This is a genomic window from Cellulosimicrobium sp. KWT-B, assembly GCF_002127155.1.
GTDB lineage: Bacteria > Actinomycetota > Actinomycetes > Actinomycetales > Cellulomonadaceae > Cellulosimicrobium > Cellulosimicrobium funkei.
Window position 1 is genome coordinate 104312 of the sequence record NZ_NEDO01000005.1, and the last position, 12788, is coordinate 117099.

Below are 12788 nucleotides of genomic sequence, written 5' to 3' on the forward strand. Positions count from 1 at the left end.
CGCCCCTCGTGCGTCCGGTGACGGGCGCCTCGTCCTGGCCGTCGGCGCCGCGCGGGACCGGGTGCCCGGTCGGAGCCCGCCGCCGGAGCCGCCGTGCGGAGCCGGGGACCCCGAGCCCGGAGCCGGGCGGGCTCGCTGCTCGGTCAGCGGCCGTGGGCCCGCGCGATCGTCAGCACGGCCCGCTCGACGGCGAACACCGGGTCACGCCCCGCGCCCTTGACCTCGGCGTCGGCCTGCGCGACGGCGCTGATCGCGGTCGCGAGCCCTTCCGGGGTCCAGCCCGCGAGCTCGCGGCGCGCGCGGTCGACCTGCCAGGGCGCGAGCCCCAGGTCCTTGGCCGCCACGCCGCCGCGGCCGCGCATCGCGCCGACCTTCGCGAGGGCGCGGAGCTTCATCGCCAGGGCCGCGACGAGCGGCACCGGGTCCGCGCCCGTCGCGAGCGCGTGCCGCAGGAGCGCCACGGCCTCCCCCGCGTTCCCGGCGACCGCGGCGTCCGCGACCCGGAACCCGGTCGCCTCGACCCGGCCGCCGTAGTACCGGTCCACCACGGCCTCGCTCACGGTGCCGTCGGTGTCCGTGACGAGCTGGCTGCAGGCTGCCGCCAGCTCCCGCAGGTCGTTGCCGAGGGCCTCGACGAGAGCCCGCACGCCCGACGCGTCGATGCGTCGACGGGCCCTGCGGAACTCGGCGTTGACGAACGCCACCTTGTCGGAGTCCTTCTTGATTGCCTCGACCGCGACGACGGGGGCGCCGCTCCCCTTGATCGCGTCGAGCATGCGCTTGCCGCGCACGCCGCCCCCGTGCACGACGACGACCGTCGTCGCCGGGTCGGCGACCGGCACGTAGTCCACGACGTCCGCGACGAGCGCGTCCGTCGCGGACTCGGCACCCTCGACGACGACCACCTTCGCCTCGCCGAACAGCGACGGGCTCGCCGCCACCGTGAGCATCCCGGCCTGGTACGTCGCGGCCTCGATCGTCACCTTCTCGACCTCGGGGTCGCGCTCGCGCGCCAGGTCGACGATCGCGTCGACGGCACGCTCTGCGAGGAGCGACTCGGGCCCCTGGACGAGCACCACGGGCGCGAGCCGGACGTCGTCCCACGCGAGGGACGGGCCGGCGGACGGACGGGTGGTGCGGGTCGGCGCGGGCATGGCCCAAGCCTGCCACGAGCCGCCCACCGACAGCGCCGGCCGACGCACCCCGGGGCCTCGGTCTGCGACTCTCGCAGGGATTCCGGCGGCGCCGCACCGACGGCGCCCGGGCGTCGGGGGCGCCCTGCCACCGGGCACCGGGGCACCGGGGCACCGGATGCTCGGCCGCTCGGGTGCCCGGGTGCCCGTGCGGGGGCGCGCCCGGGCGCGGCTACCCGCACCCCGCGGCGGAGAGGACGTCGTCGCGCACGACGAGCGCCACGGTGCCGCACGCGTCGGTCCGGAGCACCGTCGCGCCCACCCCGCGGTAGAGGTCGAGCGCCCGGTCGGTGGGGTGGCCGTAGGTGTTCTCGCCCGAGCTGACGAGCGCCACCGTCGGTGCCAGGACCTGCGCGAGCCGGTCCGACTGCGTGGCCGAGCCGTGGTGCGCGACCTTGACGACGTCGACCGGTCCCGTGCCCCGCTCGCCCACGGTCCGGGCGAGCGACGCCTGCCCCGCGTCCTCCAGATCGCCCAGCGCGACGACGTCCAGTCCCGCCACCCGGACGAGGAGCGCCACGCTCGCGTCGTTCGCGTCACCCGGTCCGGCCTGCAGCACCTCCCACGAGGCGCCGTCGTCGACGCTCTCGCCGGATCCGCCGGCACCCGCAGCGCCCGCCGTGCCCGTCGCGCCCGTCTCCCCGGGCCGCGCGACCTGTACCGGGACGCCTGCGTCCGCGAGGTCACCGAGCACGCGCTCGGCCTGCCCCGCGGGCTCCGCCGTGGGGCTCACGAGCGCGCGCTCGACCTCCCGGCCGCTGAGCACCGCCTCCAGGCCGCCGACGTGGTCCGCGTGGAAGTGGCTGAGGACGAGCAGGTCGACCCGCTCGACCCCGAGGTCGTCCAGGCACGACCCCGCTGCGGCGCCTGCGGGCCCGACGTCCACGACCACCGCGGCGCGCGGGCCCGAGCGCACGACGAGCGCGTCGCCCTGCCCGACGTCGCACGCCACGACCGCCCAGTCCGCGGGGACCGGTCCCGCGGTCACACCGAGCGGCCGGAGCACCACGACGAGCAGGACGGGCACCGCGACGAGCGCGACGACCACGGCCGCGACACGCGCACGGGGCCGGGCCGTCGCCGAAGGAGCGAGGGCGGGGCGCGCGCCGTCGACCCGTCCGAACGGCCCGGCGCCGGGGCGTGACGACCGGGTGGCGCGACGCCGCTCCCCGGCGAGGCGCGCCCGCAGGGACGGCGACGTCGCGCGACGCAGCGTGCGGCGCTCCCCCGCGTCCTGCAGGGCGCGCGAGCGGAGGACCACGGCGAGCCCGACGGCAGTCAGCGCGGCGAGCAGCGCGGCTCCTCCGAGGCCTCCGGGCCAGGGCGCCCGCGCGCCGGGCGCGGCGGCGAAGACCTGGGCGACGCCCGCGATCCAGCCCGTGAAGAGCCCCGCCGTCCAGGCGAGCGCGGTCGCGGCACCGGACCACCACGGCGCGACGAGCGTCGCGAGGACGCCGAGCACCGTCGCCGGACCGAGCGCCGGTGCGGCCAGGAGGTTCGCCGGGACGGACCACGTGCTCACGCTCGGGTCGAGCAGGACGACGATCGGGGCGCACGCCGCCTGCGCTGCCACCGGGACGGCGAGGACGTGCGCGGCGGTCCGTCCGCACCACGGTGCCAGCCGGCGGGCGATCGGTGCCGTGAGCAGGGCCAGCCCGGCGGTCGCGGCGACGGAGAGGACGAAGCCGTACGACCGCGCCAGCCACGGGTCGACGACCAGGAGCACGACCACGGCGGCCCCGAGCGCCGCCACCGCGCGCGACGGGCGCCCGAGCGCGATGCCGAGGACGCCGACCACCCCCATCGCCGCCGCTCTCAGCACGCTCGGTTCCGGGTGGACCAGCGCGACGAAACCCACCATCGCCGCACCCGTGACGACGACGCGGACGGCTCGCGGCGCCCGCAGCAGGACGCACAGCGCCGCGACGCACGCGACGACGATGACGAAGTGGCCGCCGGACACGGCCGTGACGTGCGTCAGCGACGTGGTGCGCATCGCCTCGTCGAGCTCCGGGTCCAGCCGCGAGGTGTCCCCCACGGCCACCCCCGGCACGAGCCCGCGCGCCTGCGGGCTGAGCCCGTCCGTCGCGTCGAGCAGGCTCTGCCGCATGGCGTGCACACCCTGCAGGAAACGCCCAGGGTCGTCGACGATGCGTGGCACGCCGTCCGTGCGCAGGAACGTCCGGTCCCCCTGCACGTCGAGCCGGCCGGTGACCACGACGGCCGCCCCGTAGGCGAGGTCGGTCCACCCGTCGCCGCTCCCCGACACGACGACGGGCCCCGCCGCCGGGACGGTCGCGCCGCGTGCGGTGACCTGGTCGACCGCCACCCGCACCTCGTGCCGGTCGGCCGACCCCGACCACGGGTCGGTCCGCGGCTCGACGGCGGAGCGCACCGTCCCGGTGAGGGTCGCCGTCGCGCGCTCGTCGGCCAGCGCGTCGAGCGGGACCCGCGCGGCGAGCTGGGCCCCGCCCGAGAGGAGGACGGCGGCCACGCACGCGAGGACGAGCGCCACCTGCCCGAGCATGCGCACGCCGACCGATGACCCGGTCCGCGGCCCGACCGGCCGCCCGGCCCGTGGCCGGACGGGTGCGCCGAGCCGCGGTCCGCCCGACCGGCGGGGGCCCGCACCGGTCGCCGGGCCGGAGGGCACGGTGACGACGCCCCCGCCGAGACCCGCGTCGGACACCCCGGGGAAGGTCGCGCCGCGACGCAGCGCGACGAGGCCGGCGACGAGCACGCAGCACAGCGCGACGGTCGTGGCACGCGCCCCGTGCAGCGCGTCCGCTGCCGACGCACCGACGGCGACGAACGCCGTGGCCCACGCCGCGAGCGCCGCGGGGACGAGCCGGAGGTCCGTCACACGCGGACGAGGTCGCGCACGTCCTCGAGCACGGCGGGGCCGATGCCGCTGACCTCCCCGAGTTCGTCGACGGCGGTGAACGGTCCGTTCTCGTCGCGCCACGCGACGATGCGCTCGGCGAGCACGGGACCGATGCCGGGCAGCGTGTCGAGGGCGGCGGCGTCGGCGGCGTTGAGGTCGACGACCGCGCCACCCGCACCCCCGCCACCGGTGGAGGGCGCCCCCGGGGAGGCGGGCGGCGGTGCGGCGAACACCTCCCCGGGGCGGGGGACGTGGATCTGCTCGCCGTCGGTCACCGCGCGCGCGAGGTTGAGCGCGGCGAGGTCGGCGTCGGGGGTCGCTCCCCCGGCCGCGTCGAGCGCGTCGGCGACGCGGGCGTCTGTCGCGACGGTCACCAGGCCCGGCGCTGCCACCTGCCCGACGACGTGCACGACCACCCCGTCCGGCGTCCCCGCCGCTGCTGTGCCAGGACCGGGAGCGGCCTCCCCCTCGCCGTCGGCGGCGGCACCACCCGCCGCGGCGGGCGACGCGTCCGAACCGGCCTGGGCGCCGTCACCGGCTGCCGCTGCCGCGGCGGGGGCATCCACGCGCGCCATGGGCTCGACACCCCCGGCCGGCGCCCGCAGCACGGCGACACCGACCGCGACGAGCAGCACCACGACCAGAGCGGTGATTGCGGTCCGCGGCCGCAGCGCCCACCGCCTGCCGCCCTCCTCTGCGAGGTCGCCGAACCCGGAGTGCGCCGTCGGGTGCCCGTGCGCGGCCGTGTACGCGCTCGCGGCCGTCTGCGCCGCGCGCCGTCGGAGGCGATCCACCTCTCCGTCCGCCTCTCCGTCCGCCTCTCCGTCCACGGTGGCGGCGGGCGCCTCGTCGTCGGACCGCGCCGTCTCCCGGGGGGCGGGGGGACCGACGGCCTCGTCAGCCTCCGGCACCTCGGACGGCGGGGACGGCAGAGACGGCACGGACGGCGCACGCTCCTCCGGCTCCGGCCGCGACGGCAGCCACCCGTCGGCGCCGGACGACCCGGGGTCGCCCGGCGCTCCAGGACGCCGGTGCCAGGACGGGACGGCGTCCGACGCAGGGACGTCCGGCGCAGGGATGTCCGACGCAGGGACGTCCACCGCCTCGTGCGGCTCCCACGACCACCGCTCGCCTCGCACCGGGCTCGTCTCCGGCGGGTCGACCCGGGGCAGCGCGGCGGTCGCCGGGTGCCACGCGAGGGCAGGGCGCCCGGACCCGGCGACCGCCCGCAGGCGTTGCCGGACGACGGCGCCGTCCCTCCCGGGGTCGCGGCCGGGGCGGGCGTGCTGACGGGGCTCGTGCCGAGGTGTGCTCACGCCGTGGACGCTAGGGCGAGGGTGCCGCGCCCTGCGGGCGCCTCGGGCCGGGTTGTGGAGGAGGCGACGAGGCGCCCGGCTTGTGCACGGCCACGCACTTAGGGGCCGCGCGGTCGGCACCTCAGGTCGTCGTCGAGAGGTCCCCTGCCCCGGAGCCGCGGTCGGCGAGGTCCGCGACCACGACGGCGAGCACGCCCGGGCCGACGTGCGCCCCGAGCACCGCGCTCACCGGCGTCACGACGACGTCCAGGCCGGTGCGCTCGGTGAGCGTCACCGCGAGCCGGTCGGCACCGTCGTCGTCCCCGACGTGGTGGACCGCGAGCGCGGGCCGCACGCGTCGGTCCGCGGACTCCACGGCGACCGTCGTGAGCCGCTCGACGGCGGCGGACCGGGTCCGGACCTTCTGCACGACGTCGATCCTGCCGTCACGCACCGCCAGCAGCGGGCGGACGCCGAGCACCGTCCCGAGCGCGGCCGAGGCCGCGCTGAGACGGCCGCCGCGGCGCAGGTGGTCGAGCGAGTCGACGAGGAAGACGGCACGGCTCGCGTCGGCGACCTCGATCGCCCGCCGCGCGACGACGTCTGACCCCGCCCCGGCTGCCGCGGCCGCCGCCGCCTCGCGCGCGGCGAAGCCGAGCCCCATCGCGACGGTCCGCGAGTCCACGACCCGCACGGGGACCGGGGCGTCGGCGGCCGCGAGCGCCGCCGCGTGCACCGTCCCCGACAGCTGCCCCGAGAGGTGGACGGAGACGATCTCGCGCGCGCCGGCCGCGGCCGCCGCGGCGTACGCCTCGCCGAACGCACGCGGCGTCGGCTGCGAGGTGGTCACCCGGTGGCCGGCCTGGAGGTGCGCCGCGACGTCCTCGGCGGTGAGGCCGACGCCCTCCAGGTGCGACTCGTCGTCGACGATCACGTGCAGGGGGACGGCTCGCAGCCGCTCGTCGGGCCCGGCGGGCAGGGAGGCCGTGGAGTCGGTGACGACGTGGACGCGGTGGTCGGTCATGGCCGCGCCACCTTACGGCGTGCTCGCCGCCCTGCGCATCCCGGCCCGGCTGCGCCCCCGCGGCCCCGACCCTACGATCCGAGCATGGCCGACGACGCCCCACCGTCCCCGTCCGAGCTCGCCGCCCTGCGCGCCGCCGCCGCGCATGCCGCCGCAGAGGCGGCCGAGGCGCGCGCCGCAGCAGCCCGGGCGGCGCTCGAAGCCGCCGAGGCGGCCGCCGCGGCTCCCTCGGGCGAGACCTCCCCGGCCGGCACGGCGGCGACGGACGCACCGCCCCTGCCGGAGCCGACCGACCCCGCCCCGGACGCGTCGTCCCCCGCGGGCGAGTACGCCGCGCAGGTGGCGACGGGCTACGCGTACGCGGGCGGCACGCTCCCGCTCGGCGCGCTGCTGGAGGGTACGGAGGGCGGCGACCCGTCCCCCCGCGCCGACGTCCAGGTCGGGTTCGCGCTCTCGATGCTCAACCGGCACGGGCTCGTGGCGGGCGCGACGGGCACCGGCAAGACGAAGACGCTCCAGGGCATGGCGGAGGGCCTGTCGGCGGCGGGCGTCCCCGTGTTCCTCGCCGACGTCAAGGGCGACCTGTCGGGGCTCGCCGTGCCGGGCACGTCGTCCGCGAAGATCGTGGAGCGCGCGGCGTCGATCGGCCAGGACTGGAGCCCGACGGCGTACCCCGTCGAGGTGTACTCGCTCGGCGGCCTCGGCGCCGGGGTGCCGATCCGGACGACGGTCGCGGACTTCGGCCCGCTCCTGCTCGCCAAGGTGCTCGGCCTCAACGAGACGCAGGAGTCGAGCCTCGGGCTCATCTTCCACTGGGCCGACGCGCAGGGCCTCGCGCTGCTGGACCTCAAGGACCTCCAGGCCACCATCGCCTACCTGACGTCCGACGAGGGCAAGGCCGAGCTCCGGGGCATCGGCGGCGTCTCGGGCGCGACGGCCGGCGTGATCCTGCGCGAGATCGTCGCGCTCCAGGCGCAGGGCGCCGACGTGTTCTTCGGCGAGCCGGCGTTCGCGACGTCGGAGCTGCTGCGCACGACGCCCGACGGGCGGGGCGTCGTCTCCGCGCTCGAGCTCCCCGCGGTGCAGGACCGTCCGGCGCTGTTCTCCACCTTCCTCATGTGGCTGCTCGCCGACCTGTTCCAGGAGCTGCCCGAGGTGGGCGACGTCGAGAAGCCGCGGCTCGTGTTCTTCTTCGACGAGGCGCACCTGCTGTTCACGGGCGCGTCGAAGGAGTTCCTCCAGCAGGTGGTGCAGACGGTGCGCCTCGTGCGGTCCAAGGGCGTCGGCGTGTTCTTCGTGACGCAGAGCCCGAAGGACGTCCCCGCCGACGTGCTCGCGCAGCTCGGGAACCGCGTCCAGCACGCGCTGCGCGCCTTCACGCCCGACGACGCCGCGGCCCTGCGCGCCGCGGTGCGCACCTACCCCACGTCGCCGTACGACCTCGAACGGCTGCTGCAGTCGCTCGGGACGGGCGAGGCCGTCGTCACGGTGCTCACCGAGAAGGGCGCGCCCGCCCCGGTGGCGTGGACACGGGTCCGTGCGCCGCAGTCGTCGATGGATCCCGCGCCGGCGTCCGTGCTCGACGGCATCGTCGCGGCGTCGCCCGCGACGGCCCGGTACGGCACCGCCGTCGACGCCGAGTCCGCGTTCGAGCTCCTCCAGGTGCGCGTCCAGGAGCAGGCGGCGGCACGCGCCGCCGCCGACGCGGCCGAGGCCGAGGCGGCCGCACAGGAGAAGGCGGCGAAAGAGGCCGCCCAGGAGGCGGAGCGCGCGGCGAAGAAGGAGCAGGCCGAGCTGGAGAAGATGCGGGCAAAGCTCGAGCGCGAGGCCGCGACGGGGCGCTCGCGCTCGTCCGGGTCCTCCCGGTCGCGGTCGTCGAGCCCGCTCGACTCGTTCCTCCGCTCGGCGGGCACCCAGCTCGGCCGCGAGCTCACCCGCACCATCTTCGGCACCCGCCGCCGCTGACCCCCCACCCGGTGGGTGCGGGAGACCGTCGCGCCGGAACCGGTCCAGCGCGGCTGTCTCGACCCGTGAGTGCCGGAGATCGTCGCGTCCGGCTGCCTGGGACGCGACGATCTCCTGCACTCAGCGAACGAGGTCAGACGACGATGTTGACCAGCTTCGGGGCGCGGACGATCACCTTACGGACCTCGGCGCCGTCGATCGCGCGCACGACGTTCGGCTCGGCGAGCGCGGCCGCCGTGAGGTCCTCCTCCGAGATCGACGGCGGCACCTCGATCCGCCCGCGGACCTTGCCCTTGACCTGCACGATGCACGTCACGGTGTCCTCGACGAGGTAGCGCTCGTCCGCCGTCGGGAAGGGCTCGTGCGCGAGCGAGCGCTCGTGTCCCAGGCGCTCCCACAGCTCCTCCGCGATGTGCGGCGCGACGGGCGCGGTCATGAGCACGAGCGGCTCGACGGCCTCGCGCGGCACGCGGTCGAGCGACGTGAGGTGGTTGTTCAGCATGATGAGCTTCGCGATGGCCGTGTTGGGGCGCATGTGCTCCATCTCGACGCGGACGTCCGCGATCGCCCGGTGCACGGCGCGCAGCGTCTCGGGCGACGCCGGCTCGTCGACGACCGTCACCTCGCCCGTCTCCTCGGAGACGACGTTGCGCCACAGACGCTGCAGGAACCGCTGCGACCCGACGACGGCGCGCGTCTCCCACGGGCGCGACAGGTCCAGCGGGCCCATCGACATCTCGTACACGCGGAACGTGTCGGCGCCGTACTCGGCGTACATCTCGTCGGGCGTGACGACGTTCTTGAGCGACTTGCCCATCTTCCCGTACTCGCGCTGCACGACCTCGCCGTTCCAGCGGTACACGACCTCGCCCGAGCCGTCGGGCGCGGGCTCCTCCGTGACCTCGGTGGCGGGCACGTACTGGCCGCGCGCGTCGGTGAAGGCGTACGCCTGGACGTAGCCCTGGTTGAACAGCTTGTGGAACGGCTCGACGCTCGACACGTGGCCCAGGTCGTAGAGGACCTTGTGCCAGAACCGCGCGTAGAGCAGGTGCAGGACGGCGTGCTCGACACCCCCGACGTACAGGTCCACGCCCCCGGCGCGGCCCGCGCTCGGGTTGTGCTCCGGGCCCATCCAGTAGCGCTCGAGCTCGGGGTCGACGACCGTGTCCTGGTCGCCGCCGTCCCACTGCGGGTCGAGGTAGCGCAGGTAGTACCAGCACGACCCGGCCCAGTTGGGCATCGTGTTCGTGTCGCGGCGGTACTGCTTCGGCCCGTCGCCGAGGTCGAGCGTGACGTTGACCCACTCGTCGTTGCGGCCCAGCGGCGCCTCGGGCGACGAGTCGGCGTCGTCCGCGTCGAACGTGCGCGGCGCGTAGTCGGGGACGTCCGGCAGGTCGACGGGCAGGAGCGCGTCCGGGATCGCGACGGGCTGGTCGTTCTCGTCCCACACGATGGGGAACGGCTCGCCCCAGTAGCGCTGACGGCTGAACAGCCAGTCGCGCAGGCGGTACGTCGTCGTGCCCTCGCCGATGCCCTTGCCCACGAGCCACTCGGTGATGCGGCGCTTCGCCTCCGGCACGTCGAGCCCGTCGAGCGAGATCTCGTCGTTGGCCGAGCCGACGACCACGCCGTCGCCCGTGTACGGGCCCGTGAAGTCCTCCGGCAGCCCGTCCGCGGGCTCGACCGTGCGCACGACCGGCAGCCCGAACGCCTCGGCGAACGCGAAGTCGCGCTCGTCGCCGCCCGGGACGGCCATGATCGCGCCCGTGCCGTAGCCCATGAGCACGTAGTCGGCGGTGAAGACCGGGATCGCCTGGCCATTCACGGGGTTCACGGCGAGGTGCCCCGTGAACACGCCGGTCTTCTTGCCGGCGTCGGCCTGGCGCTCGACGGCGGTCTTCGCGGCGGCCTCGCGGCGGTACGCCGCGACGGCCTCGACCGGCGAGCGGTGCCCGCCCGTCCACGCGCTCGACGTGCCGTCCGGCCAGTGCGCCGGGACCTCGTCGAGCAGCGGGTGCTCGGGCGAGACGACCATGAACGTCGCGCCGAACAGCGTGTCGGGGCGCGTCGTGAAGACCTCGACCTCCGCGCCGGACTCCGCCGCGGCGTCGTTCGCCCCGTCAGGCGTGCCGAGCACGGCGAACCGCACGAGCGCGCCCTCGCTGCGACCGATCCAGTTGCGCTGCATCGCCGTGACCTTCTCGGGCCAGTCGATGAGGTCCAGGTCGTCCGCGAGGCGGTCGGCGTACGCGGTGATGCGCATCTTCCACTGGCGCAGGCTGCGCTGGAACACGGGGAAGTTCCCGCGCTCCGAGCGGCCGTCGGCGGTGACCTCCTCGTTCGCCAGGACCGTGCCCAGGCCGGGGGCCCAGTTCACGGGCGACTCGTCCACGTACGCGAGGCGCTGCGAGTCGACGACGGCCCGGCGCTGCTGGGGCGTGAGGCGCGCCCAGTCGGCCCCCTCCTCGACGCCCTCGACGCCGCCCGGCACGGGGCGCGCGCCCGACGCGAGCTCGGCCTCGAGCTCGGCGATGCGGCGCGCGCGGCCACGACCGCCGTCGGGGCGCAGGGCCTCGGGGTCGTACCAGGAGTCGAAGATCTGCAGGAAGATCCACTGCGTCCAGCGCACGTACTCGGGGTCGATCGTCGCGAACGTGCGGCGCGAGTCGTGCGCGAGCCCGAGGCGGCGCAGCTGCCGGCGCATGTTGGCGATGTTCGCCTCGGTGGTCACGCGCGGGTGCTGCCCCGTCTGCACCGCGTACTGCTCGGCGGGCAGGCCGAACGCGTCGTAGCCGAGGGCGTGCAGCACGTTCTCGCCGCGCATGCGCCGGAACCGGCCCACGACGTCCGTCGCGATGTACCCGAGGGGGTGTCCCACGTGCAGGCCCGCGCCCGACGGGTACGGGAACATGTCCATGATGAAGTACGGGCTCGCGCCCTCGGGGCCGTCGCCCTCGCCGTCCGTCAGGTCGCCCGTGGGGTTCGCGGCCCAGAACGTGCCGCGCTGCTCCCAGAGCTCCTGCCACTTGAGCTCGATCTGCTCCGCGAGCGCCGGCGTGTAGCGGTGGGCGGGGCCGCCCGCGGCGGGGGCGTCCGGGGCGTGCGGGATCGAGGTCGTGTCAGGCGTGGTCACCCGGCCGAGTTTACCGGCCGTCGCACGGCCCGACGGCGGCCGTCCGCCCCGTGCGAGGATGTGCGGCGTGATCATCGTGACGACCAACGACGTGCCCGGCTACCGCATCGACGCGGTGCTCGGCGAGGTCATGGGCATGACCGTGCGCAGCGCCAACCTCGGGGCGAACTTCGTCGCGTCCTTCCGCTCGATCGGGGGCGGGGAGGTCAAGGAGTACACGCAGCTCGTCTACGAGTCGCGCCAGGAGGTCATGCACCGCATGGTGCAGGAGGCGCAGCGCCGCGGGGCCAACGCCGTCGTCGGGATGCGCTTCGACACGGGCGAGATCGCGGCGTCGTTCTCGGAGGTGTGCGCGTACGGCACGGCCGTCGTCGTCAGCCCGCTCGCCGCGGGCCAGCCCGGCGCGACGGCGCAGTCCGCCCACCAGGCCCAGGGTGCGCCGTCCGCTCCCCGGCAGCCCGGCGGTCACGGCTACCCGCAGGACGCCGCGCCGGACCAGCCCGCCTGGCGCTGACGCGGCGCCACCGGCGCCGCGGCGCCGGTCAGAACAGCGAGATGATGATCGGGCCCTTGACGAGCACGATCCACGCGACGAGCGCGACGTAGCCGATCGCCAGGATCAGGTGCCGGTTGCCGACGAGCGTGCGGCGCACGCCCTCGCCCGCGGGCAGGTAGCCCTCCTGCACCGCGTGGACCACCTGGTACCAGAACAGCGGGAGCATGGCGAACCACACGACCATGCAGTAGGGGCACATCGCGGAGATCGCGTACATCGTCGTCCACATGAGGAAGACGATCAGGCCCATGCCGAGCGTCGTCCCGCCGAGGAGCGCGAGCCAGTACCAGCGCGGCAGGCGGGCGCCGGCGAGCAGGACGACGCCCGTGGTGATCACCACGGGGAACGCCGCGATCCCGAGCAGCGGGTTGGGGAAGCCCAGGAGCGCGCCCTGCCACGAGTCCATCGCGTCGCCGCAGTCGAGCAGCGCGTTGACGCTGCACGAGGCGACGTGGCCGGGGTCGGCGAGCTTGAGGTACTTCTCGATCGCGAGCGCCGCCGAGCCGGCGAGGCCGATCGCGCCCAGTACGACGAGCAGCCAGCCCATCGTGCGGGTCCTGATCGGGCGGGGGCCGGACACGGGCAGCAGCTCGTCGTCGGGCTCGGCGGACACGTTCGCACCGGCGGTGGCGCTCTTGCTCACGGGGACGCTCCTCGTGGGTCACCGGCTCCCGCCGGACGTGACGGCGCGCACGGCGGTGCGCGCACGGCACAACCTACCGCGCCCCGCTGGGACCT

At 76.1% G+C, this 12788-nt stretch carries 8 protein-coding genes; 2 read left to right on the forward strand and 6 right to left on the reverse strand.

Translation table 11 applies throughout. From position 1 onward, the window contains the following. Window positions 1-143 precede the first annotated feature (143 nt). From holA to B9L22_RS15910, 4 genes are all read right to left on the reverse strand, one after another. Window positions 144-1154, reverse strand: a complete 1011-nt coding sequence (gene holA / locus B9L22_RS15895; RefSeq protein ID WP_086151109.1) for a DNA polymerase III subunit delta — start codon at window positions 1152-1154, stop codon at window positions 144-146. A 211-nt stretch (window positions 1155-1365) separates the two neighbouring features. Then, a complete protein-coding gene (locus tag B9L22_RS15900; protein ID WP_198947318.1) occupies window positions 1366-4056 on the reverse strand; it encodes a ComEC/Rec2 family competence protein in 2691 nt (896 codons plus the stop codon). Then, window positions 4053-4871, reverse strand: a complete 819-nt coding sequence (locus B9L22_RS15905; protein WP_233140188.1) for a helix-hairpin-helix domain-containing protein — start codon at window positions 4869-4871, stop codon at window positions 4053-4055. Before B9L22_RS15905 ends, B9L22_RS15900 begins: the two co-directional genes overlap by 4 nt. Before the next feature lie 643 nt (window positions 4872-5514). Continuing rightward, complete coding sequence (locus B9L22_RS15910; RefSeq protein WP_086151110.1) at window positions 5515-6396, reverse strand: DegV family protein; 882 nt, start codon at window positions 6394-6396, stop codon at window positions 5515-5517. 84 nt (window positions 6397-6480) lie between these two features. Here B9L22_RS15910 and B9L22_RS15915 point away from each other — a divergent pair, with 84 nt between their 5' ends. Continuing rightward, entirely contained in the window at window positions 6481-8361 is a 1881-nt protein-coding gene (locus B9L22_RS15915) for a helicase HerA-like domain-containing protein (RefSeq protein WP_086151111.1), read from the forward strand. Window positions 8362-8494: 133 nt separating this feature from the next. Here B9L22_RS15915 and leuS read toward each other — a convergent pair whose 3' ends face one another. Further along, on the reverse strand, window positions 8495-11494 hold the full coding sequence (leuS, locus tag B9L22_RS15920; protein ID WP_369824857.1) for a leucine--tRNA ligase: 3000 nt from the start codon (window positions 11492-11494) through the stop codon (window positions 8495-8497). A 67-nt stretch (window positions 11495-11561) separates the two neighbouring features. Between leuS and B9L22_RS15925 the strand changes: the two genes are divergently transcribed. Then, window positions 11562-12008 (forward strand): YbjQ family protein, encoded by a 447-nt coding sequence (locus B9L22_RS15925; protein WP_086151113.1) that lies wholly within the window; start codon window positions 11562-11564, stop codon window positions 12006-12008. Between the two features lie 28 nt (window positions 12009-12036). Here the strand turns inward: B9L22_RS15925 and B9L22_RS15930 are convergent, their stop codons facing one another. Then, entirely contained in the window at window positions 12037-12693 is a 657-nt protein-coding gene (locus B9L22_RS15930) for a vitamin K epoxide reductase family protein (protein ID WP_233140189.1), read from the reverse strand. Between the last annotated feature and the right edge of the window lie 95 nt (window positions 12694-12788).